We start from the raw sequence: 23,041 nt of genomic DNA, 5'->3' as shown, positions 1-23,041 counted from the left end.
GCGGCTTGTCGCGTTGCGCGCGGGCCGCTCAATCGCCGCGATGTTCCAGCTTGAATTGCGCGGCCTTGTCCTCGCCAAGCACCTCGACGAGCCACGGCATGGTTTCCTTCAGCATCTTCGCCAGCGTGTAGGGCGGATTCAGGATGAACATGCCGCTGCCAAAGAGCCCAAAGCCGTCGGTGGGCGGACTGCTGACGGTCAGTGAAACATGCAACCAGTTCCTGTCCTGCAGCCGCTTCAACTGCTCGGGAAAGCGCTGCGATTCCGGTCGCGCGACCTGCGGATACCAGACGGCATACGTTCCCGTCGCAAACCGCTTCAGACTTTCTTCGAGGCAATTCAGCGTGCGCCCGTAGTCGCGCTTGTCTTCATAGGACGGATCGACGAGCACGAGCGCGCGACGCGGCGCCGGCGGCAAGAGCGGTTTGATGCCGTCGAACCCGTCGCCCGAGAAGAGCATCGCGCGACGGCCCGCGTCGCGGAAGTTGTGACGCAGCACGTCGATCTCGGTGCTGTGCAATTCGAACAGACGCATGCGGTCCTGCTCGCGCATCAGACGCCACGCGAGATAGGGCGAGCCCGGGTAGTAGCGCAATTCGCCGTCGGCGTTCAGCGCGGAGACCTCATCGACATATTCCGCGAGCATGGGCGGCAAATCCTTGCGGCCCCACAGTTTCGCAATGCCCGTTTCGAACTCGCCGGTCTTGGTCGCGTAGCCTTCCTTCAGCGAATAGACGCCTGCGCCCGCGTGCGTGTCGATGTACCAGTACGCCTTGTCCTTTTGTCCAAGGTAGCGCAGCAACTGCACGACGACAGCGTGTTTCAGGACGTCGGCGTGATTGCCTGCGTGGAAAGCGTGGCGGTAACTGAGCATGGTGATGAAGGCGCTAGTGAAGAAGCGAATTACGCGGTTGCCGTGCGGGGCGAACGCCGATGAAAAGGCTGCGCAAAGCGCATTGTCTCGGCTTCCGGCCGCGCGGCCGCAGGGGTCAAACGTCGGGGCTGCGTATTGTACGCGAGGTACGCGAGCGGGCCGTTTCGCCCCTCGCTGTCCTCGCGCTGCCGCTGCGCTGCCCATTCGCCGCGGCGGGCCGCATGCATCATTCGCGCGGTCCGCGCAGCGCGCCCAACGATCACTGATAAGCGTCGCCGACGATCGCTTCGATCTTCTCCTTGAGTTCTGGCGTGATCTGCACGGCCACGTCCTGCGCCTTCATGTTTTCCGCGATCTGCTCGACACGCGACGCACCGGTAATGATCGTGCTGACGTTCGGATTCGTCAGGATCCACGCGAGCGCCAGTTGCCCGATGGTGCAGCCGAGTTCGTCCGCGACTTCTCCGAGCTTGCCGACCACGCTGTTCTTGCCGGAGTCCGTCAGCTCCTTGCGCAGCCAGTCGTAGCCTTGCAGCTCCGCGCGGCTGCCAGCCGGCACGCCGTTGCGATACTTGCCCGTAAGCAGACCGGAAGCAAGCGGGCTCCACGTAGTGAGGCCGAGACCGATGTCTTCATAAAGCCGGCGATACTCCTGCTCGACGCGCTTGCGATGGAACAGGTTGTATTGCGGCTGCTCCATCACGGGCTTGTGCAGATGATGCCGCTCGGCGATCTCGTATGCCGCGCGAATTTCATCGGCGCTCCATTCGGACGTGCCCCAGTAAAGTGCCTTGCCGCGCGTGATCATGTCGCTCATCGCCCACACGGTTTCTTCGACGGGCGTGTTTGGGTCAGGACGATGACAGAACACGAGATCGACATAATCGAGTTGCAGACGCTTGAGCGAGTGATCGATCGCATTCAGCAGGTATTTGCGGTTGAGCGTGTGATACTGGTTGGGCGCTTCGTTGAGCCCCCAGAAGAACTTGGTCGAGACGATGTAGCTCACGCGCGGCCAGTTCAGTTCTTTCAGCGCTTCGCCCATGATCTGCTCGGACTTGCCGCCCGCGTAGACCTCGGCGTTGTCGAAGAAATTCACGCCCGCGTCGCGCGCGGCCGCCAGCGATTCGCGCGCGGCGCGCCGGTCCACCTGATTGCCGTAAGTCACCCATGAGCCGATGGACAGCTCGCTGACTTGCAGGCCGGAACGGCCGAGACGTCGGTAGTTCATGCAGATCTCCTTTTGTGAGTGTCGTAGCCGGAACCCCACACATTAATCCGAATCGGGAAGACGTGCCTTTGGGTGTGTAGTTCGCGTTGCTTCATGCACAATAGCGGAGTCGGCCGCAGCGCAGCAATCGACCGAACGGCATATGCCATTCAGCCAGCTTTACGGTGCCTGCGCGCCATGTTGTCATTGCTCAATCAACTGCATGGAGGTTCTGGATGTCGTCATCTAACGATAGTCTGAAAGGCAAGGTCGCCGTCGTCACGGGCGCGGCGAGCGGCATCGGCAAGCAGATCGCGTTGACGCTGTCGGCGGCGGGCGCGGCCGTCGCGATTGCGGACCTGAACCAGGACGGCGCGAACGCCGTCGCCGAAGAAATCAACAAGGCGGGCGGCAAGGCGCTCGGCGTCGCGATGGACGTCACGAATGAAGACGCCGTCAATCAGGGCATCGACAAGGTCGCAGCCGAGCTCGGCTCGGTAGATATCCTGATTTCAAACGCCGGCATTCAGATCGTTAATCCGATCGAGAACTACTCGTTCTCGGACTGGAAGAAGATGCAGGCCATCCACGTCGACGGCGCCTTCCTGACCACCAAAGCCGCGCTCAAGCACATGTACAAGGACGATCGCGGCGGCATCGTGATTTACATGGGCTCGGTGCATTCGCACGAAGCGTCGCCGCTGAAGTCGGCCTACGTGACGGCCAAGCATGCGCTGCTCGGCCTGTCGCGCGTGCTCGCGAAGGAAGGCGCGAAACATAACGTGCGCTCGCATGTCGTATGTCCGGGTTTCGTGCGCACGCCGCTCGTCGACAAGCAGATTCCCGAGCAGTCCAAGGAACTGGGCATCAGCGAGGAAGAAGTGGTCAAGCGCGTGATGCTGGGCGGCACGGTGGACGGCATCTTCACCACGGTCGAAGACGTCGCGCAGACGGTGCTGTTCCTGTCGTCGTTCCCGACGGCCGCGCTCACGGGTCAATCGTTCATCGTAAGCCACGGCTGGTACATGCAATAACGTCTCACCAAGCGAGGAGGGTGATGATGGCGCAACGCGATTCACGACCAGGTGTGAAGCGGGCGCGCGCCGGCGGTGCCGGCGCGGGAGAAAGCGGGGAGGCGGGCGCGGCGTCCGGCGTTCGCGCCAGTCATCACGCGGCGCTGCCTCAGTACGAGACCGTCGCGCTGATGCTGCAAGGCGGCGGCGCGCTCGGCGCGTATCAGGCGGGCGTGTATCAGGGGCTCGACGAGGCAGGCATCCGGCCCAACTGGCTGGCGGGTATTTCGATTGGCGCGCTGAACACGGCAATCATTGCGGGCAATGCACCCGAGCATCGCGTCGAGAAACTGCGCGAGTTCTGGGAGACCATTTGCCAGCCGGCCTATGGTCCGCCCATGCCGCCTTCCGTCGAACAGGCGTTCTTCAACTCGAACGATACGGTGCGTAAGGCGTTCACCGCGATGCAGGCAGTCGGCGCGCTCGTCGACGGGCAGAAGGGCTTTTTCACGCCGCGGTTCCCTCCGCCACTGCCCGCCGTTTCCGTTCCGCCGCAACTCGCAAGCTATTACGACACGACGCCGCTCAAGGCGACGCTCGAGCGGCTATGCGATTTCGACCGGATCAACTCGAAGGAAATGCACGTTTCGGTTGGCGCTGTGAATGTGCATACGGGCAACTTCGCCTATTTCGACAATATGCATAAGACGCTGAAACCCGAGCATTTCATGGCGTCGGGCGCGTTGCCACCGGGCTTCGGAGCCGTCGAGATCGACGGAGAGTTTTACTGGGACGGCGGACTGATGTCGAATACGCCGCTGTACGAGGTCGCGCAAGCCAGTCCGCGCCGCGATACGCTCGCGTTTCAGGTCGACTTGTGGAGCGCGCTGGGTCCCGTGCCGGACAACATCACCGATGTGCAAGGCCGCATGAAGGACATTCAGTATTCGAGCCGCACGCGCCTCGTGACGGACATGATGCAGCGCACGCAGCGCTTCCGGCATGTGCTGCGCGAAGTGCTCGATCGCGTGTCGCCCGAGCATCGCAGTGATCCATGGTGCAAGCTTGCCGAAGAACTATCGTGCTCGAAGCGCTACAACATCGTTCACCTGATCTACCGCAACAAGGAATACGAAGGGCACTACAAGGACTATCAGTTCGGCTTGTCGACGATGCTTCAGCATTGGGAAAGCGGCCTCGAAGACATCCGTAATTCGCTTGCGCAACCGGGCTGGCTCGATATGCCCGACAATGACGCAGCCTTTGTTACGCACGACATTCACCGCGACTTGCGCTGAGCACGATCTTCACGTCGAAGGCATGAAAAAAGGCGCTCGAAACGAGCGCCTTTTCAATCGCAAGCAGTGAGAGACGACGCTTAGCGCCGTCTCGCTCGCAATGATTACTTCAGGACAGCAGCGACCGCGTTAGCCACCACGTCCAGGTTGCGCGTGTTCAGCGCGGCCACGCAGATGCGGCCCGTGCCGACCGCGTAGATGCCGAACTCTTCGCGCAGACGGTCCACTTGCGCAGCCGTCAGGCCCGAGTACGAGAACATGCCGCGTTGCGCGTTGACGAAGCTGAAGTCGCGTTCGATGCCCGCAGCCTTCAGACGCTCGACGAGACCATTGCGCATCGCGCGAATGCGGTCGCGCATTTCGCCCAGTTCCGTTTCCCACGTCGCGCGCAGTTCCGGCGAGCCGAGCACGGCTGCGACGACGGCGCCGCCGTGCGTCGGCGGGTTCGAGTAGTTCGTGCGGATCACGCGCTTGAGTTGCGACAGCACGCGCGCCGCTTCTTCCTTGCTGCCCGTGATGATCGACAGCGCGCCGACGCGCTCGCCGTACAGCGAGAACGACTTCGAGAACGACGACGACACGAACACGTTCAGTTCCGATTGCGCGAACAGGCGCACTGCGGCAGCGTCGGCGTCGATGCCGTCGCCGAAGCCCTGGTAGGCGATGTCGAGGAACGGCACGAGTGCGCGTGCCTTCACGACTTCGACCACCTGCTTCCACTGGTCGACCGTCAGATCGACGCCCGTCGGGTTGTGGCAGCACGCGTGCAGCACGACGACCGTGCCCGGTTCGTAGCTGTTGAGCGCGGACAGCATGCCTTCGAAGTTCACGCCGTGCGTTTTCGCGTCGTAGTACGGGTACGAGACGACTTCGAAGCCCGCGCCTTCGAACAGCGCACGGTGGTTTTCCCAGCTCGGATCGCTGATCGCGACCTTCGATGCCGGGTTGACGCGCTTCAGGAAGTCCGCGCCGATTTTCAGCGCGCCCGTGCCGCCCAGCGCCTGCGCCGTGACGACGCGGCCGGCCGCGATCAGCGGCGAATCGTTGCCGAGCAGCAGTTTCTGCACGGCGGCGTCATAGACGGCGATACCTTCGATGGGCAGATAGCCGCGCGGCAGCGCCGCTTCGATGCGTGCCTTTTCTGCTTCACGCACAGCGCGCAGCAGAGGAATCTTGCCTTCTTCATTGGTATACACGCCAACGCCCAGATTGACCTTGGTGGTGCGCGTATCTGCGTTGAAAGCTTCGTTCAGGCCCAGAATCGGGTCGCGGGGAGCGAGTTCGACAGCGGAGAACAGAGACATGATGATTCGGCAGTAGTGAAAAGAGGGACAACTTCGGATGCAGCCAGGAACCGTATGCACCGTGTGGCGACCGGGTTCGGCAATCGTGGCGGAAAGTCCTGGTTCGGGTTCCTGCGACGCATTCAACCGACGGCCGCGCTGGCGCGCAACGTGCCATTGTAACGAATCTCGCCGGGGTTTTTGACATCGGCGGCGCCCGTCGGCCGATTAATTTGCAATGAAAACAGCGATCTGGCGGCGTTTTTATGCCGCTTTTGCATCAATCCGGGCGCGCCGGCGGATGCACGCCGGGTGCGTTCCGGACCTCCGGCGAGGCGTCAGCCCGCCTGTTCGCAAACCGCTAGAATAGTCGTTTGCTTCCGGCCGAGGTGCCGCTTCCATGTCCGAACATCATCTGAGTGAAGTCCACGACGCTCTCGACGAATCCAAATTCGTGACGTTCGATGGCTCCCCGTTCCGGCTCTATCAACCGTATCCGCCCGCCGGCGACCAGCCGACGGCGATCGACACGCTCGTCGAAGGCGTCGAGGACGGTCTGTCGTTCCAGACGCTGCTCGGCGTGACGGGCTCCGGCAAGACCTACACGATGGCGAACACGATCGCGCGTCTGGGCCGGCCGGCCATCGTCTTCGCGCCGAACAAGACGCTCGCCGCGCAGTTGTACTCCGAGTTTCGCGAGTTTTTTCCGCGCAATGCCGTCGAATACTTCGTCTCGTACTACGACTATTACCAGCCGGAAGCGTACGTCCCGCAGCGCGATCTGTTTATCGAAAAGGACTCGTCGATCAACGAGCACATCGAGCAGATGCGTTTGTCCGCGACGAAGAGCCTGATGGAGCGGCGCGACGTCGTGATCGTCGCGACCGTATCGGCGATCTACGGTATTGGGAATCCGTCGGAATATCACCAGATGATTCTGACGCTGCGTACCGGCGACAAGATGGGCCAGCGCGACATCATCGCGCGTCTGATTGCGATGCAGTACAACCGCAATGAAGCCGACTTCGCGCGCGGCTCATTCCGCGTGCGCGGCGACACGATCGATATTTTCCCGGCCGAGCATGCGGAAATGGCGGTGCGCGTCGAGCTGTTCGACGATGAGATCGATACGCTGCAGCTGTTCGATCCGCTCACGGGCCGCGTGCGTCAGAAGATTCCGCGTTTCACCGTCTATCCGTCGTCGCACTACGTGACGCCGCGCGAGACGGTGATGCGCGCCGTCGAGACGATCAAGTCCGAGCTACGCGACCGGCTCGAATTCTTCTATGGCGACGGCAAGCTCGTCGAAGCGCAACGGCTCGAACAGCGCACGCGCTTCGATCTGGAAATGCTGCAGGAACTGGGTTTCTGCAAGGGCATCGAGAACTACTCGCGGCATTTTTCGGGCGCCGCGCCCGGCGAGCCGCCGCCGACGCTGGTCGACTATCTGCCTGCCGACGCGATGATGTTCCTCGACGAATCTCACGTGCTGATCGGCCAGTTGAACGGCATGTACAACGGCGACCGCGCGCGCAAGGAAAATCTCGTCGACTACGGCTTCCGGCTGCCGTCCGCGCTCGACAACCGGCCGCTCAAGTTCAATGAGTTCGAGCGCAAGATGCGCCAGGTCGTGTTCGTGTCGGCGACGCCCGCCGACTATGAGAAGAAGACGGCGGGGCAGGTGGCCGAGCAGGTCGTGCGCCCGACAGGCCTCGTCGATCCGGAAATCGAGGTGCGGCCGGCGCGCACGCAGGTCGACGACGTACTGGCCGAGATCAACGAGCGCGTAAAGGCCGGTGATCGCGTGCTGGTGACGGTGCTGACCAAGCGCATGGCCGAGCAACTGACGGAGTTTCTCGCCGATCACGGCGTAAAGGTGCGCTATCTGCACAGCGACATCGACACCGTCGAGCGCGTCGAAATCATTCGCGATCTGCGGCTGGGCACGTTCGACGTGCTGGTCGGGATCAACCTGCTGCGCGAAGGGCTGGACATTCCGGAAGTGTCGCTCGTCGCGATTCTCGATGCCGACAAGGAAGGCTTCTTGCGTGCCGAGCGCTCGCTGATCCAGACCATCGGCCGGGCCGCGCGTAACGTGAACGGCAAGGCGATTCTCTACGCTGACAAGATCACGGATTCGATGAAGCGCGCAATCGACGAAACCGAGCGGCGGCGCGCGAAGCAGATCGCGTTCAACGAGAAGATGGGCATCGTGCCGCGCGGCGTGGTGAAGCGGATCAAGGACATTATCGACGGTGTCTACAACGTCGATGAAGCGCGCGCCGAGCTGAAGGAGCAGCAGGTTCGCGCGAAGTTCGAAGACATGTCCGAAAAGCAGATATCCAAGGAGATCAAGCGGCTCGAGAAGCAGATGATGGAGCACGCGAAAAATCTCGAATTCGAAAAAGCGGCTCAGGTGCGCGACCAGCTTGCGCTGCTACGCGAGCGGGTGTTCGGCGCGAACGTCGGCGATCATTTGACGGGCACAGACTAGATTTCGTCCACGTTTCTGCTATTGCGGGCAGGCTACCAGGCGCGGCGCTTTGCCGCCGCGCATCTCACGCTTTCCACGTTTAGGACGAACGCCATCGCGGCGCCATGCCGGAAACAGCGCGAAAGCGGCGCTTAAGCTTGGCGTAAGACCCTGTCGCAGCAAGGCTTTCCACGCTTTCGCATTTGTTTCTCCATCCGAACAGTGATAAACTGGTTCAAGTATTGAGAATGGTTCGCATTACCGTTCGTTAGTGCTTTCGCAATTGCGTTAGCGGCGTCGGACAATTCGTGAAAGACGTGAAGACCACGCGCTGGCGAGACCTCTTCAACGCGCCTTTCCGAGTACTGCTTTTCGTTGCTTCAGTCTAAAAAAACCAAAGGAGTTTCAATGCGCGTTTCGTCAATCTTGAGCGGCGGAGTAGCTGCCCTCGCTGCCGTTGCCGTGATGTCGGCGTCGGCGGCTGAATATCCGATCGGCAAGCAGCAGATCCATGGCGGCATGGAAATCGGCGCCGTCTATCTGCAGCCGATCACGATGGATCCGGAAGGCATGATGCGCAAGGCGTCAGATTCCGACGTGCACCTGGAAGCCGACATCCATGCAGTCAAGAAGAATCCGACCGGGTTCGCGGAAGGCGACTGGATGCCGTATCTGCAAGTGCACTACGAACTGACGAAGCCAGGCTCGAGCTACGACCAGAAGGGTGATCTGATGGCCATGGTGGCCGACGACGGTCCGCACTATGGCGACAACGTCAAGCTCGCCGGCCCGGGCAAGTATCACCTGAAGCTGATCGTCGAACCGCCGATGCAGGAAGGCCATATGGCGTTCGGCCGTCACGTCGACAAGGAAACGGGCGTGGGCCCGTGGTTCAAGCCGATCACGCTCGAATACGACTTCACGTTCGCGGGCATCGGCAAGAAGGGCGGGTACTGATCGTTCGATCGCATCGCGATCCCTATTGGTGTAAGCGGCGGGTGTAAGCGGCGCGTGAGAGCGTGCCGCATTCTTAGGAAGGTGCATGAGAGTGAACAAGAGGATTGCCGTTCTCGCGATGGCGGCATCGTTCTTCGGCGTAGCGCACGCCGCCGAGGAAGCCGTGACGTTCAAGCTCGAAATGACGGATGGCAAGCTGACGCCGGCGCGTATCGAAGTGCCCGCGGGCAAGCGTATCCGGATCGAAGTGAAGAACACGGGCAAGGGCGCGGCGGAATTCGAAAGCGTCGAACTGCGCAAGGAAAAGGTTCTGGCGCCGGGCGCGGAATCGGTGGTCGTGATCGCGCCGCTCGATCCCGGCACCTATAAGTTCTTTGACGATTTCCATCAGCAGGCGCAGGGCGTGATCGTCGCCAAATGACGTCGCGGCAGCACAAGCCGTAACTCGGGCGCGCGGCGTCCACTGAAGTGGTTGGAGGTTTCGATGGGTCAGGTAGTGTTCATCGTTTGGCGGGAAAGCGTCGAGGCGCTGCTCGTGGTCGGCATTCTGTATGCGTGGCTGAAGAATGGCGACGAACAGGCGCGTCACGGTCTGCCGTATCTGTGGGCGGGCGTCGCCACGGGCATTCTGGCTGCGATCGGCCTGGGCGCGGCGCTGGTCGGGTTCACCGAGGTGCTGTCCGGTGATGCACAGGATTATTTCCAGACCGCGATGGTGCTGATCGCGTGCGTGCTGATCGTGCAGATGGTGATCTGGATGAAGTCTCACGGGCGCACGCTCAAACGCGACATGGAAAAGTCGCTGCAGAAGAGCACGCAGAGCGCGAACTGGTGGGGCGTTGCCGTGCTGGTCGCGCTGGCCATCGCGCGTGAAGGTAGCGAGACGGTGATCTTCCTGTACGGCCTCGGCTTCGGCCAGTCGGGCCACGTCGGCATGGACCAGGTTCTTGCCGTGCTGCTGGGCCTCGGCCTCGCGTTCGTCACGTTCTACCTGCTGCAACTGGGCGGCAAGATCTTCTCGTGGCGGCTGTTCTTCCGCGTCACGGAAATCATGCTGCTGTTCCTCGGCGCAGGCCTGTTCCAGACGGGCGTCGACAAGCTGATCGACAAGGAAATCCTGCCGACCATCGCCGACCGCATCTGGAACACGTCGATGATTCTCGACGACTCGAGCACGTTCGGCTCGCTGATCGCGACGCTGACGGGTTATCGCGCGCATCCGGCGCTGATGAACCTGATCACGTACGCGCTGTACTGGGTCGTCGTGTGGTATCTGATTCGCCGTTCGAAGCGCGTTCCCGCGCAACAGGCGGCAGGGCGCGCGGCATGACGGCGGCAGTTGCAAATCGCCGCAGCCGGCTCGCCGAAGCCGGTAACTGGATGCAGCGCCACGGCGCTGCCATCCGCGGTATCCAGTGGGTCGTCGTTGCCGTCTACGCGTTTCTGATTCTTGTACCCGCGTTCACCGAACTGCCGGGCGACACCGCGCATCTGTGGAACAACCTGACGCTTGCTGCACAGTTCGTGTTCTGGGGCATCTGGTGGCCGTTCGTGCTGCTGTCGATGGTGATGCTCGGGCGCGTCTGGTGCGGCGTGCTGTGTCCCGAAGGGGCGCTCGCGGAGTTCGCGAGCAAATACGGACGAGGCTGGGCGATCCCGCGCTGGATGCGATGGGGCGGCTGGCCATTCGTCGCTTTCGGTCTGACGACGATCTACGGCCAGATGGTCAGCGTCTATCAGTATCCAAAAGCGGTTTTGCTGGTGCTGGGCGGATCGACCTTCGCCGCGATGATCATCGGGTTGTTATACGGTCGAGAGAAGCGCGTCTGGTGTAAATACCTGTGCCCCGTCAACGGGGTTTTTTCGCTTTTGGCGCGCCTCGCGCCGTTCCACTACAAGGTGGACGAAGACGCGTGGCGCCGGTCGTACAAGGAAGGCGAACACGGTCACCGTGTGATCCCCATCAACTGCGCGCCGCTCGTGCCGCTGCGCAAGATGGAAGGCGCCGCCGCCTGCCATATGTGTGGCCGCTGCAGCGGGCACCGCGATGCGATCGCGCTGACGTGGCGCAAGCCGTCGACGGAAGTGGTGAATCTCGGCGACAAACAGGCAAGCGCCTGGGACACCGCGCTGATCCTCTACGGTCTGCTCGGCATCGCGATTGGCGCGTTCCACTGGACGGGCTCGCCGTGGTTCATCGATATCAAGCAGTCGCTCGCGACATGGCTCGTCGATCACGACATCATGTGGCCGCTCGACACGAACGCGCCGTGGTTCCTGTTCACGCATTATCCGGAACAGAACGACGTGTTCTCTTGGCTCGACGGCACGATGATCATCGCCTACATTCTCGCGACGGGCGTGGTCTACGGCACGGTGCTGCTCGCGCTGCTGGCGGGCGCGACGCGCGCGCTGGGTCGCTTCGACAGAACGCGCCTGCATCATCTGGCGCAGGCGCTGATTCCGATTGCGGGCACGGGCGTGTTCCTCGGTCTGTCGGCGACCACATTGTCGCTGCTGAAGGCCGAACATGTGCCGCTCGATTGGGCGTCGGACGTGCGCATCGCCATTCTCGTGATTTCGAACGCGTGGAGCGCATGGCTCGCGTGGCTCGTGACGCGCCGCTACACGGAACGGATTTTCCTGCGCGCGTGGTCGGTGGTATGGTTCATGGCAGCACTGGCCGTCGTCGATAGCGCGTGGTGGCTGATGTTCTGGTACTGGCCGGCACATTGATCGGCGGCGCCGCGTATTCGAGCGAGGCGCCCGTGAGAACCAAACCCGTATTGACTGACGAAGACGTCAGCAAGATGGCCGCCGCGGCGCAAGCGCATGCGGCGGCGAATCACTGGACCGTGACGATCGCGATTCTCGACGACGGCGGTCATCTCCTGCATCTGCACCGAATGGATGGCGCGGCACCCGGCACGGTCGACATGGCGACCGCGAAAGGGCGCACCGCCGCGCTCGGGCGCCGCGAAACCAAGGTCTACGAGGACGTCATCAAGCAGGGGCGCATCGCGTTTCTGAGTGCGCCGCTCGCGGCGTTCGTCGAAGGCGGCGTGCCCATCGTCGTGGAAGGTGAGACGGTAGGCGCGATCGGCGTGTCGGGCGTGAAATCGGAGCAGGACACGGCGATTGCGCGCGCGGCCATTGCCTCACTCGAACTGCACTGATCGTTCCGCGCGACCCGCATAAGACAAAAGCCGCGCAGACGATGTCACCTGCACGGCTTTGTTTTCGACATTCATAAAACGTTGCGCGATTCATAAGCGCGCACACTGCGGTGAGAACCAAAAAAAACGGCCTGGCTTGCTTCGACGGCTGGCTTGGTGTCTGCACGAAGGGGTCTAGATCTCGCGTGCAAGCCGTCGTGGCTGGCTAGTGCCCAACACCTCTCTGGGAGGTGGTCCCCACAATACTCGGTACTACAGCTATTCGTTACTTCGTCAGAATCAGTTTGCCCAGTCGCGTGGCGCGCAACTGATACGTCTCGCCGTTGTGCATGATGCTCACATGGCTGCGGCCTTGGAGCAGCGCATCGCTGCGCAGCACGCGGTCCGACGTTTCTGCAGCCGGCGCAGCGTTATTCCCGTTAGCTGCTTGACGTTCCGCAGGCGCCGTCGTCACGGATTTGGCGGGACGACTGGTCGTCAGTGCCGCGGCCGCGGGGCGGCGCAGGCTAAGCGTGGAAGAGCGTGTCATGTTCGTCATGCTTGCCGTTGGTGTTCGTCGATTCGTTAGATTGATTCTAAATGATAACCATTCCCATTTACAAGGTTTCAAATTTAATCGGTTTGGTGTTTCGATAGGCGAGGGGAGTTGCGCCGCCTGAAGTCGTTGGCGGCGCGCGGGATCTAGTGCAACTGGTCAGGCGTATTGCGCGCGCTGACGTACTGGCGGATCAGGCGGACCGTATCGATGTCCGACTCGCGATACGCCGATTTCACGATCTCTTCCGTTTGATGCGCGTCCGGGTCGCCGTTTTCGTCAGCGGACGGCAGACTTGTCCTGTACTCGAAGCGCAGGAAAAGCTGCAGATCGTCGGGCTGCTCGATGGTCATCGTCAGCGAGCCGCCGACGTAATCGGCTGTCGCGCTGATGTCGTAGCGCACGCTTTTTTGCGGCGTGAGCGTGACGTGATCGCGCACCGTCGCGTGGCCATAGTGCAGCTCGCGCTCCATCGTGCTGTCGGTGCGCGACAGGATCGAGCAGCTGTCGAGGCCCATCACGAATAGCTGCGGCTGCTCCGCGCGCAGCACGAGCCCTTCCCACAGTTGCTCGCGCGTCAGCGTTTCGACGAGCGGGTTGAGCGGATCGTTGATCTGAATGAGATGTTCGAAGTTCAAGACGACAGCTTCCTCTTAAAGCTCAAAATTCACGCAATATCAGGCGACGGCCAGGCCCGTGCGGATCGAGATCGGATTGCTCAGGATCTTGTGCACGGGACATGCATTGGCGATTTGCAGGAGTCGTTCCTGCTGTTCGTCCGACAGATTGCCCGTCAGGACGATCTGGCGGTCGATCGCCGTGCCGTCGCCTTCTTTTTGCATCGACAGCGTCACGCGCACTTCTTCGAGCGGCCACCCTTTGCGCTGCGCGTACATCTTCAGCGTAATCGACGTGCAGGCCCCGAGGCTCGACAGCAGCAGGGAGTTCGGCGTCGGGCCGCGATCGCCGCCGCCCAGCGACTCGGGTTCGTCGGCGAGCCACGTGTGGGTGCCATCGTCGAACAGCACCTGGAAATCCGTCGAGCCGATGTGTGCGGTGACCTTCGTGTCTGCCATGCGCGCTCCTGTGCGGGACGTTGAGTTGAGCGTTCACCTGGAACGCTCAGTTAGAACGATAGCGCCGCGCGGCGCATGAAGCGGCGCGCGGCTCGAACCGCTATTGTGAACGAATTTGCTGTGATTCGCGGTTGAGTGCCGACCCGCGAAAAGCTGTATGGACGCCTAGTGCGTGATCTGTCCCATGCGGCCGGCCTGATAATCGATCACAGCCTGACGGATTTCGTCTTCCGTATTCATCACAAACGGGCCGTAACGGACGACAGGCTCGTTCAGCGGCACGCCACCGAACAGCAGCACGTCGAGCGGTTCAGCGCCGGCGGCGATCGTCACCGTGTCGCCGTCGTTGTCGAACACGATCATCTGCTGCGCGTCGATTTCGAGCCGCTCGTCGCTATACAGGCCTTTTCCCGACAGCCCGTAAGCGAACACGCGATAGTCGCGCGGCACGGGATGCACCAGCTGCGCGCCCGGTTGCAGCGTGAAATGCTGATAGAGAATCGGCGTGCGCGTTTCGATCGCCGCCTTCACGCCGAGCGCTTCGCCAGCGATCACTTTCACGCGCACCTTGCCGTCGGCGGAGGTCGCGACGGGAATGCCCGCAGACGGCATTTCCTGGTAGCGGGGCGCGATCATCTTGTCGCGCTTCGGCAGGTTCACCCACAGTTGCAGGCCGTGCACGCGTCCACCCGTCGCGATGAAAGAAGGATCGGGCATTTCGCTATGCACGACGCCCGCGCCTGCCGTCATCCATTGGACGTCCCCTGCGCGCAGCGTGCCCGAGTGGCCCGCCGAATCCTTGTGACCAAATTGCCCTTCGAGCACGTACGTGACCGTTTCAAAGCCGCGATGCGGATGATCCGGCGCGCCTTTCGCCTCGCCGGGCGCGTAGTCGATGGGGCCCATTTCGTCCAGCAGCAGAAACGGGTCGAAATCCATCAGCATGCGGGTCGGAAACGGGCGGTGGACGACGAAACCGCCGCCTTCAACCGTGCGTACGGAAGGATACGTGCGTTCGATCGTGCGGGTCGCGCTCATCAAAATCACCTCGAAAATTGGGGAATAGCGTTATTTCTGAAACATAGGGCTATTATATGGACCGTTTTGGGCCGTAACAGGCCGTCTACCGCAATGGATTGTTCTGCTAGTGAAACGATGACATGAAGATCGATTCGCATAACCTGAATGACCTGATGTACTTTTCGCAGGTCGTCGAACATGGCGGGTTTTCCGCCGCCGAACGCGTGCTCGGCATTTCGAAGTCGCGCCTGTCGCGCCGGCTGACGGAGCTGGAGGCGTCGCTGGGTGTGCGTCTCCTGCAGCGCTCGACGCGCAAGCTCGCGCTGACGGAAGCAGGGCAACTGTTCTACCAGCACTGTCAGGCGATGCTGTCGGAGGCACAGGCGGCCGTCAACGTCGTGCAGCAGTTGCGCTCGTCGCCGCGCGGCACGGTGCGCGTGAGTGTGCCCGTGACGATCTCGCAGACCATCATGTCGCAGATCATGCCGGAGTTCATGCATCGTTTTCCGGAAGTGCGTGTCGTGATGCGCGTGACGAACCGCGTGGTCGATCTGTTCGAAGATTCGATCGACGTCGCGCTGCGCGTGCGTTCGGAGCCGCCCGAGAACGCGAATATCGTCGTGCGACCGTTGTGGCGCACGCAGCAGATGCTGGTCGGCGCGCCGAGCCTGCTCAGCCAGAACGCGCCGCCGCTCGAGCCCGGCGATCTGAAGCGCTTCGAGACGCTCGACGTGCCCACGGGCGACGGCCGCCATGTCTACAACCTGATCGCGCCCGACGGCACGCGCCACGCGCACGACCATGAGCCGCGCCTCGTCACGGCCGACCTGATGATGATCCTGGAAGCAGCGCTCGCGGGCGTCGGCATCGCGGCGCTGCCGGAAATGATGTACGGCGCCGCGCTTCGAAGTGGACGGCTGTCACCCGTGATGCCGGGATGGACGCTGCCGTCGCCGCAGTTGTATGCCGTTTTTCTGTCGCGGCAGGGCATGGTGCCGGCGGTGCGGACCTTCGTCGATTATCTCGTCGAGATGCTCGATCCCGACACCGGCAAGCATATCCAGCAGGAATGCCCGGAGCGCGAAGCGAAGAATCTGCGGCTGAAAGCGGCCGTGGCGTGACGAATGCGGCGCGGACTTTCACGCGCGCGCAGGAAGTGAAATACCTTTTCGCCATGCAAGCGCGGCCGGCGATGGATACTTTCAATGGCCGCAGGCTTGAATGGAAAAGCTCACGGGCTTATATTGAAATCCCTTCGCTAAGGAGTCTCCTATGCGAAAAATCACGGCCGCTTTGATAGTGAGCCTGATAGGGCTGACCGCGTTGTCCGTGTCGACCACGGCTTTCGCATGTGGTGATCAGGTCCAGAGCACAAGCAATGGTAAATGATCCCACCGCCCGAAGGCGCCGAGTGCGCATGAAAAAAGGCCTTCATCCGACGATGAAGGCCTTTTACTTTTAGCCCTGAAAAACAGGGCTTTTGTTCAAACGAAGGTGCTTATTTCGCCTTCGGCTCCGTGACGAAACCGATCTTCGTCAGGCCGCCCGCCTGCGCAGCCGACATCACCTGCGCGACCTTTTCATACGCGACCTTGCGGTCCGCGCTCAGATGCAGTTCAGGCTGCGGCTCCTGCTGCGCAGCGGCGGCGATCTTCGCCTGCAGCATGTCGTCGGAGATTTTCTGTTCGTCCCACATCAGGTTGCCGTCGGCGTCGATCGCAATCGTCACCTGCGCAGGCTTGGTGTCTTCCTTCTGGCTGCTCGCGTGCGGCAGGTCGATCTTCACCGCATGGCGGATCACGGGGATCGTCACCATGAACACGATCAGGAGCACCAGCATGACGTCGACGAGCGGCGTCATGTTGATTTCATTCATGAGGCCGTCGTCATCGTCGCCGGCGAAAGGGCTCATTGCCATCGCTATGCCTCGCTAGTTAGTTGGCGCGGGTCGCGAGCCGAAGACCATCGCCGCGCTTCGACGACGACAGGCGTGCGCCCGTCACGAAGAACGCATGCAGACCGTGAGCAAAGCGGCTCAGCTTGCTGACGATGCCCTTGTTGGCGCGCGTCAGTGCGTTATAGCCGAGCACAGCGGGAATCGCGACGAACAGACCGAAGGCCGTCATGATGAGCGCTTCGCCAACCGGGCCGGCGACCTGATCGATCGACGACTGGCCTGCCGCGCCGATCGACAGCAGCGCGTGATAAATGCCCCACACCGTGCCGAACAGGCCGACGAACGGCGCCGTGCTGCCGATCGACGCCAGCACCGCGAGGCCGCTCTGCATGCGCGCGACGCTTTCGTCCATCGTGTCCTTCAGGCAGCGCGTGACCCAGTCCGACACGTCCATGCGGTCGTGCAGATGCGGCTGCGTCTGATGATGGTGATCGGCGGCTTCCTGGCCCGACAGCGCGAGCGCGAGGAACGGGTTTTCAGCCGGCGACGACGTGTCGCGGCCGAGCTTCTTCATGCCATCGGCGAAATCGTCCGAATGCCAGAAAGCCTTTTCAGCGTTCTTCGTCAGGCGGTTCAGGCGCATCACGTTCCAGCTCTTGACGACGATCACGCTCCACGACAGCACCGACATGATCAGCAACGTCACCGCGATACCACGCGTGACGAAATCCCCTTGTGCCCAGACGTGGGCAATACCGTAGTTCTGCATGGCAATTCCTTTTTTCTTTGAAATTCTGATCAGCTGATCAATGTCAATTGTTCAGGCTGAAATCGAACGGCTGGACGGCGGGTACGCGAGTCGGCTCGCCGTCCACCAGATAGGGTTTGCACGAGCTCGAGCGAATCGCATCGAGCGCGGCCTGATCGAGGCGATCGGAGCCGCTGCTCTTCTTCAGTTCGACGTTTTCGATCCGGCCCGACGCCGACAGAATGAACTGCACGACCGCGCGGCCCGTTTCGCCGCGACGGCGCGACATCGCCGGATAAGTCGGTTCGACGATGCTGCAGTTCAGGTGCGACGCGTCTTTCGGTGCTGTGATCGACATCACCGGCTTCGCGGCGGGCGCGGCCGGTGCCGCGGGCGCAGCAGGTGCCGGCGGCGCGGGCGGAGCCGGCTCGGGCGCGCTGATCTCGTGCTGCGACGGCGCTTGCGCGACGGGCATCGGAGTCGGCGTGGGCTTTGGCGTCGGCGTCGGGCGCGGCTGCACCTTCGGCTTGACCTTCTGCACGGGGACGGGCTTCGGCGGTGGCGGGGCCGATTCGATCGCAACAGGCGCGGCGGCTGGCGCCGGCGGCGGCAACAGTTCCGCGGTGATCGTACGTGGCGTTTCGACCGGCAAAGGCGTGACCGTACGCACCGTGAACGCAATAGCGAGCGCGATAACGTGAAGTCCGATGACGATACCCGTCACCGTGGCGATACGCGGGTTGATTCGGGCGGAAGCGTCCGGCGCGAGGCCGGTTGGGAGGGAAGGCGTGGCCTGCATGGTTAGCGTGGCGGCGCGCCGACGATGCAGCACGTCATGCAAAACAGCGTCATGTTCGGAATATCAGCAACGAAATACAAACGGTGGTCAGAAAACCGATCAGCAATTCCATCTCGAACTCCTCGAAGAATGGCGTCGCTGGCTGGTGTCGGACTGGCTTGCTGACGGCGGAAACGAAAAAACTACGGCGCCCGATAGTGGCACGCTTTTCGAAGCACTACGTTGAAACGCGTCAAAGGCCGGGAACCGGCTTCAGGCTGCCTTGCGTTCGTAGAACGTCAGCGGTGCAGCTTGCGTGTGGTGCTCGACACCACAACGGCTCGCGCAGACGCCGCTTTGCGCCATTACATCCCGCACGGACTCTTCGCACTTGCCGCAGCACATGGCGACGCCCAGCTCGAACTGGAGTTCGTCGAATGAATCGACGCCCTCGGCGATCGTTGCACGGATTTTCCGGTCGGACACTGACTTGCACACGCAGACAATCATGACAGCTCGCGATAGCTAACGTTAATGCGAATTATTATCATTTTGTTTGGTCGGTTTGGCAAGCCTCCCAGGCAAAATTTTGTAACAAAACCAGCCTGTTAGAAGGGTTTCGTCCGGTTGGGTCTATGGCCAGACGACGGTGGCCGTGGCGGAGGGGCGCTGTGGGAGCGGGTTTCCGTCGGGCTGTGGGGTATTTGATGCGGCGCCGACGCATGGAAACCACCGGCGGCGCGGCGCGGTCCGCCCGCCTCAGGCGGCGTGCGAATCCGGCGTGATCGTGCGGCGCGATGGAATGTGCACGCGCTCGATGGGCGCATCGATATCGAGCAGCGTCGCCGCGAGCTGTTTGAGATGCGCGCCGTCGCTGGTCGAACAGAAGCGCGGCTGCGGCAGGGCGTCGCGCGCGGGCGAACGCAGCCCTTGCTGGTCGAGCACGCGCTCCAGTTGCCGGGCGATGGCGACGCTCGTATCGATCAGCGTCAGCCGGTCGCCCGCGATATCGCGGATCGCGGCATCCAGAAACGGGTAGTGCGTGCAGCCGAGCACCAGCGTATCGGCGCCGGCGTCGAGCATCGGCTGAAGGTAGCTTTCGATCAGTGCGCGCAGTTCGGGCGAGCCGATGTCGCAGCGCTCGACGGCCTCCACGAGACCGAGGCCCGGCTGGCACAGAAAACGGCAGTCGCTGGCGTAGCGTTCGAGCAGCCCCTGAAAGCGGGCGCTACGGAGCGTCACGCGGGTCGCGAGCACGCCCGCCACGCGCGATTTCGATTGCAACGCCGCGGGCTTCACGCCCGGTTCGACGCCGATCAGCTGAATGGGCAATTTCTCGCGCACCAGCGCGATCGATTGCGCGGTCGCCGTGTTGCACGCGACGACCAGCGCCTTCGCGCCCTGCGCGACGAGCCATTCGCCGATCGCGAGCGTGCGGTCGGCGATGAAGTCGTCGTCGCGCTCGCCGTAGGGCGCATAGAGCGAATCCGCGACGTAGATGAGCGCTTCGTCCGGCAGTTGCGAGCGAACCGCGCGCAGCACCGACAATCCGCCGAGACCCGAGTCGAAAATGCCGACGGGCGCGCGCGGATCGAGCGAGGTGAGCGGGGGAATCGAAGCGGAGTTAGCGGCGGCGGGGGACGAAGCGGTCATGGTTTCAACGGAAGCCATATAAGAAAATCCGCGCAGCGCGTGTGAACGAACGTTGCGCGGATCGGACCGCAGAAGTGTAGCAGGAGTGCGGACGCTCCCAGCTCGGGTGTTGTCTTATTATTCCGGCGAGCCCATCGCCGACTGCTGGTAGTTCTGGATGCCAACCTTGTCGATCAGATCGATTTGCGTTTCGAGCCAGTCGATATGTTCTTCGGTGTCGTCGAGAATCGTCGTGAAGATTTCGCGCGAAATGAAATCACGCACCGTCTCGCAATAAGCGATCGCTTCCTTGCACGTACCCTGCGAAATGTATTCGAGCTTCAGATCGCATTCGAGAATTTCCTTCGTTTCCTCGCCGATCAGCAGCTTGTGCAGGTCTTGCAGATTCGGCAGGCCATCGAGCATGAAAATGCGTTCGATCAACATGTCGGCGTGCTTCATTTCGCCGATCGATTCGTCGTACTCATGCTTGCCGAGCTTCTCGAGACCCCAGTGCTTGTACATCCGCGCGTGCAGGAAATACTGGTTGATCGCGGTCAGTTCGTTCTTCAACTGGGCGTTCAGATATTCAATGACTTTTTTATCGCCTTGCATGACGTTTCCTCTTCAAGAGCTGGGTTTTCCAACAACAATAAACGTCTGAAAACTAAAAGCCAAGGACGAATATGGTTGTTGAGAATCATTCGCGCAATTTAATTTGTATTCTGCGTGAACAATAAAAAAGCCGGGACTATAACGTCCCGGCTTCGGTAAAACAAAGAAAATCGTTAAGCAGTCGCGACGGGAATCTTACCGATCTTCGCCTGCCATTCCTTCGGTCCCGTCTGGTGAACCGACGTGCCGTTCGAATCGACGGCGACCGTCACGGGCATGTCCTGCACGTCGAATTCGTAGATGGCTTCCATGCCGAGATCTTCGAACGCGAGCACCTTCGCGCTGCGGATCGCCTTCGACACGAGATACGCCGCGCCACCCACAGCCATCAGATACGCCGCCTTGTGCTTCTTGATCGCCTCGATCGCGACGGGGCCGCGCTCGGCCTTGCCGATCATCGAGATCAGGCCGGTTTGCGCGAGCATCGTTTCCGTGAACTTGTCCATGCGCGTCGCGGTAGTCGGGCCTGCCGGGCCGACGGCTTCGTCACGTACCGGGTCGACCGGGCCGACGTAGTAGATCACGCGGTTGGTGAAGTCGACGGGCAGCTTTTCGCCCTTCGCGAGCATGTCGGCGATGCGCTTGTGCGCGGCGTCGCGGCCCGTCAACATCTTGCCCGACAGCAGCAGCGTCTGGCCCGGCTTCCACGACGCGACTTCTTCCGGCGTCAGCGTGTTCAGGTCGACGCGCTTGCTCTTCTCGGTGTCCGGTTCCCACTGAACCTTGGGCCATGCGTCGAGCGACGGCGCTTCGAGCTTCGCGACGCCCGAGCCGTCGAGCGTGAAGTGCGCGTGGCGCGTGGCGGCGCAGTTCGGGATGATCGCGATCGGCTTCGACGCCGCGTGCGTCGGCGCGGCCATGATCTTCACGTCGAGTACCGTCGCGAGGCCGCCCAGGCCCTGCGCGCCGATACCGAGCGCATTGACCTTCTCGTGCAGTTCGACGCGCAGTTCCTCGATCCAGTCCTGCGGGCCGCGCGCGATGACGTCCTGAATGTCGATCGGGTCCATCAGCGATTCCTTCGCCATCAGCATCGCCTTTTCAGCCGTGCCGCCGATGCCGATGCCGAGCATGCCGGGCGGGCACCAGCCAGCGCCCATGGTCGGCACGGTCTTCAGAATCCAGTCGACGATCGAGTCCGACGGGTTCAGCATCGCGAACTTCGACTTGTTCTCCGAGCCACCGCCCTTCGCCGCGACCTGCACGTCGACCTTGTCGCCCGGCACGATCTCGTAGTGGATCACGGCGGGCGTGTTGTCCTTCGTGTTCTTGCGCGCGCCTTCGGGCGGGCTCACGATTGACGCGCGCAGCACGTTGTCCGGGTTCAGGTAACCGCGGCGCACGCCTTCGTTGATCATGTCGGTGACGGACATCGTTGCGCCGTCCCAGCGCACGTCCATGCCGACCTTCACGAACACCGTGACGATGCCCGTGTCCTGGCAGATCGGGCGCTTGCCTTCGGCGCACATGCGGCTGTTCGTCAGGATCTGCGCGATCGCATCCTTCGCGGCCGGGCTCTCCTCGAGCTCGTACGCGCGGCCGAGCGCCTCGATGTAGTCGAGCGGATGGTAGTAGCTGATGTACTGCAGCGAGTCGGCAATACTCTGGATCAGGTCTTCCTGTTTGATGACGGTCATGGCTAGGCTCAGTGGGGCATTGTGGCGCCTGTTATCGCGGCTGCGTGACGACGCGGCCGTTCAGACGCCTTCAGGGGAGTTGGAAATCGTTGGGTTGTTGCCGTGCGATGCGCCGCCGCGCGCGGCGGGCTCGTGAAAGTGTTCCGGGTGCGTATGCGTGGTCAGACGGTCGACGAATGCCATCACCAGCGCGGACACGAGGAACGTGACGTGGATGATGACCTGCCACATCACGGCCTGCTGCGTGTGCTTGTCCGGGTCGATGAAGGTCTTCAGCAGATGAATCGACGAGATGCCGATCAGCGCCATCGACAGCTTCACCTTCAGCACGCCTGCGTTCACATGGTCGAGCCATTCGGGCTCGTCGGGATGACCTTCCAGGCCGAGGCGCGAGACAAAGGTTTCATACCCGCCGACGATCACCATGATCAGCAGGTTCGAGATCATCACCACGTCGATCAGGCCGAGCACGACGAGCATGATGTTGGTTTCGTCGAGCGTCATCGCGTGGGTGACGAGGTGCCACACTTCCTTCGCGAACAGTACGACGTAGACGCCTTGTGCGACGATCAGGCCCAGATACAGCGGCACCTGCAGCCAGCGGCTCATGAAGATCACGGAGGGCAGAAGGCGCATGCGGCGCGGCTGGCCGGACAGAGTGGGGCGCGGAGCGGTCATGTAGGGTCGACGTAGTGTTGGCGCTTCTTGGTGACGGATCGTGGCGACGGATACGGCGGGCACGGACGCGCTCGCATCGAC

The 23,041-nt window shown here is 62.0% G+C and carries 24 protein-coding genes; 9 read left to right on the top strand and 15 right to left on the bottom strand.

Annotated features, from left to right (window positions below):
• Positions 1-28 precede the first annotated feature (28 nt).
• Together PPGU16_RS10825 and PPGU16_RS10820 are read right to left on the bottom strand one after the other, a co-directional pair.
• The gene (locus PPGU16_RS10825; RefSeq protein WP_180719989.1) at positions 29-874 is read right to left on the bottom strand and encodes a 23S rRNA (adenine(2030)-N(6))-methyltransferase RlmJ; all 846 of its coding nucleotides are present in this window, start codon (positions 872-874) and stop codon (positions 29-31) included.
• Between the two features lie 259 nt (positions 875-1,133).
• Positions 1,134-2,105 carry a potassium channel beta subunit family protein gene (locus PPGU16_RS10820; protein ID WP_180719988.1) on the bottom strand — a complete coding sequence of 324 codons (972 nt, stop codon included), beginning with the start codon at positions 2,103-2,105 and terminating at the stop codon, positions 1,134-1,136.
• A gap of 215 nt (positions 2,106-2,320) precedes the next feature.
• On the opposite strand from PPGU16_RS10820, the gene PPGU16_RS10815 reads away from it, so the two are divergent.
• Both PPGU16_RS10815 and PPGU16_RS10810 read left to right on the top strand, forming a co-directional pair.
• Positions 2,321-3,118 (top strand): 3-hydroxybutyrate dehydrogenase, encoded by a 798-nt coding sequence (locus PPGU16_RS10815; RefSeq protein WP_036004200.1) that lies wholly within the window; start codon positions 2,321-2,323, stop codon positions 3,116-3,118.
• A gap of 26 nt (positions 3,119-3,144) precedes the next feature.
• Positions 3,145-4,395 carry a DUF3734 domain-containing protein gene (locus PPGU16_RS10810; RefSeq protein WP_180722605.1) on the top strand — a complete coding sequence of 417 codons (1,251 nt, stop codon included), beginning with the start codon at positions 3,145-3,147 and terminating at the stop codon, positions 4,393-4,395.
• Positions 4,396-4,499: 104 nt separating this feature from the next.
• Here PPGU16_RS10810 and PPGU16_RS10805 read toward each other — a convergent pair whose 3' ends face one another.
• On the bottom strand, positions 4,500-5,699 hold the full coding sequence (locus tag PPGU16_RS10805; protein WP_180719987.1) for an amino acid aminotransferase: 1,200 nt from the start codon (positions 5,697-5,699) through the stop codon (positions 4,500-4,502).
• A gap of 379 nt (positions 5,700-6,078) precedes the next feature.
• Here PPGU16_RS10805 and uvrB point away from each other — a divergent pair, with 379 nt between their 5' ends.
• The 6 genes from uvrB to PPGU16_RS10775 all read left to right on the top strand — a co-directional run bounded on the left by uvrB (position 6,079) and on the right by PPGU16_RS10775 (position 12,284).
• A complete protein-coding gene (gene uvrB, locus PPGU16_RS10800; RefSeq protein ID WP_180719986.1) occupies positions 6,079-8,172 on the top strand; it encodes an excinuclease ABC subunit UvrB in 2,094 nt (697 codons plus the stop codon).
• A 387-nt stretch (positions 8,173-8,559) separates the two neighbouring features.
• Positions 8,560-9,108, top strand: coding sequence for an iron transporter (locus PPGU16_RS10795; protein WP_180719985.1), 549 nt, complete (start codon positions 8,560-8,562; stop codon positions 9,106-9,108).
• A gap of 85 nt (positions 9,109-9,193) precedes the next feature.
• The gene (locus tag PPGU16_RS10790) at positions 9,194-9,529 is read left to right on the top strand and encodes a cupredoxin domain-containing protein (protein WP_180719984.1); all 336 of its coding nucleotides are present in this window, start codon (positions 9,194-9,196) and stop codon (positions 9,527-9,529) included.
• Between the two features lie 63 nt (positions 9,530-9,592).
• Positions 9,593-10,438: an FTR1 family iron permease gene (locus PPGU16_RS10785; protein ID WP_180719983.1), complete on the top strand. Its 846-nt coding sequence runs from the start codon at positions 9,593-9,595 to the stop codon at positions 10,436-10,438.
• The gene (locus PPGU16_RS10780; RefSeq protein ID WP_180719982.1) at positions 10,435-11,844 is read left to right on the top strand and encodes a 4Fe-4S binding protein; all 1,410 of its coding nucleotides are present in this window, start codon (positions 10,435-10,437) and stop codon (positions 11,842-11,844) included. Before PPGU16_RS10785 ends, PPGU16_RS10780 begins: the two co-directional genes overlap by 4 nt.
• A 32-nt stretch (positions 11,845-11,876) precedes the next feature.
• A complete protein-coding gene (locus PPGU16_RS10775) occupies positions 11,877-12,284 on the top strand; it encodes a GlcG/HbpS family heme-binding protein (RefSeq protein ID WP_180722604.1) in 408 nt (135 codons plus the stop codon).
• Between the two features lie 265 nt (positions 12,285-12,549).
• On the opposite strand, the gene hemP is transcribed toward PPGU16_RS10775, so the two are convergent.
• From hemP to PPGU16_RS10755, 4 genes are all read right to left on the bottom strand, one after another.
• Positions 12,550-12,822, bottom strand: a complete 273-nt coding sequence (hemP, locus tag PPGU16_RS10770; RefSeq protein WP_180719981.1) for a hemin uptake protein HemP — start codon at positions 12,820-12,822, stop codon at positions 12,550-12,552.
• A 143-nt stretch (positions 12,823-12,965) separates the two neighbouring features.
• Positions 12,966-13,457: an SRPBCC family protein gene (locus PPGU16_RS10765; protein WP_180719980.1), complete on the bottom strand. Its 492-nt coding sequence runs from the start codon at positions 13,455-13,457 to the stop codon at positions 12,966-12,968.
• Between the two features lie 39 nt (positions 13,458-13,496).
• The gene (locus tag PPGU16_RS10760) at positions 13,497-13,895 is read right to left on the bottom strand and encodes an OsmC family protein (RefSeq protein ID WP_007590427.1); all 399 of its coding nucleotides are present in this window, start codon (positions 13,893-13,895) and stop codon (positions 13,497-13,499) included.
• Positions 13,896-14,060: 165 nt separating this feature from the next.
• Positions 14,061-14,933 carry a pirin family protein gene (locus tag PPGU16_RS10755; RefSeq protein ID WP_180719979.1) on the bottom strand — a complete coding sequence of 291 codons (873 nt, stop codon included), beginning with the start codon at positions 14,931-14,933 and terminating at the stop codon, positions 14,061-14,063.
• Positions 14,934-15,055: 122 nt separating this feature from the next.
• On the opposite strand from PPGU16_RS10755, the gene PPGU16_RS10750 reads away from it, so the two are divergent.
• On the top strand, positions 15,056-16,036 hold the full coding sequence (locus PPGU16_RS10750; protein ID WP_180719978.1) for a LysR family transcriptional regulator: 981 nt from the start codon (positions 15,056-15,058) through the stop codon (positions 16,034-16,036).
• Positions 16,037-16,413: 377 nt separating this feature from the next.
• On the opposite strand, the gene PPGU16_RS10745 is transcribed toward PPGU16_RS10750, so the two are convergent.
• The 8 genes from PPGU16_RS10745 to PPGU16_RS10710 all read right to left on the bottom strand — a co-directional run bounded on the left by PPGU16_RS10745 (position 16,414) and on the right by PPGU16_RS10710 (position 22,960).
• Complete coding sequence (locus tag PPGU16_RS10745) at positions 16,414-16,833, bottom strand: ExbD/TolR family protein (RefSeq protein WP_007590433.1); 420 nt, start codon at positions 16,831-16,833, stop codon at positions 16,414-16,416.
• Between the two features lie 16 nt (positions 16,834-16,849).
• Positions 16,850-17,581, bottom strand: coding sequence for a MotA/TolQ/ExbB proton channel family protein (locus tag PPGU16_RS10740; protein WP_180719977.1), 732 nt, complete (start codon positions 17,579-17,581; stop codon positions 16,850-16,852).
• 43 nt (positions 17,582-17,624) lie between these two features.
• A complete protein-coding gene (locus PPGU16_RS10735; RefSeq protein WP_180722603.1) occupies positions 17,625-18,359 on the bottom strand; it encodes an energy transducer TonB in 735 nt (244 codons plus the stop codon).
• Between the two features lie 252 nt (positions 18,360-18,611).
• Positions 18,612-18,848: a (2Fe-2S)-binding protein gene (locus PPGU16_RS10730; RefSeq protein ID WP_180719976.1), complete on the bottom strand. Its 237-nt coding sequence runs from the start codon at positions 18,846-18,848 to the stop codon at positions 18,612-18,614.
• A 249-nt stretch (positions 18,849-19,097) separates the two neighbouring features.
• On the bottom strand, positions 19,098-20,009 hold the full coding sequence (murI, locus tag PPGU16_RS10725; protein WP_243460534.1) for a glutamate racemase: 912 nt from the start codon (positions 20,007-20,009) through the stop codon (positions 19,098-19,100).
• A gap of 99 nt (positions 20,010-20,108) precedes the next feature.
• Entirely contained in the window at positions 20,109-20,585 is a 477-nt protein-coding gene (bfr, locus tag PPGU16_RS10720; protein ID WP_180719975.1) for a bacterioferritin, read from the bottom strand.
• Between the two features lie 173 nt (positions 20,586-20,758).
• The gene (locus PPGU16_RS10715) at positions 20,759-22,282 is read right to left on the bottom strand and encodes a fumarate hydratase (RefSeq protein WP_180719974.1); all 1,524 of its coding nucleotides are present in this window, start codon (positions 22,280-22,282) and stop codon (positions 20,759-20,761) included.
• A gap of 60 nt (positions 22,283-22,342) precedes the next feature.
• A complete protein-coding gene (locus PPGU16_RS10710; RefSeq protein WP_086919382.1) occupies positions 22,343-22,960 on the bottom strand; it encodes a TIGR00645 family protein in 618 nt (205 codons plus the stop codon).
• Positions 22,961-23,041 lie beyond the last annotated feature (81 nt).

It is taken from the genome of Paraburkholderia largidicola, from assembly GCF_013426895.1.
In the GTDB taxonomy this organism is placed as follows: Bacteria; Pseudomonadota; Gammaproteobacteria; order Burkholderiales; family Burkholderiaceae; genus Paraburkholderia; species Paraburkholderia largidicola.
The sequence above is the reverse complement of the archived record's forward strand: the minus strand, read 5'-3'. Positions and strand labels throughout refer to the sequence as shown.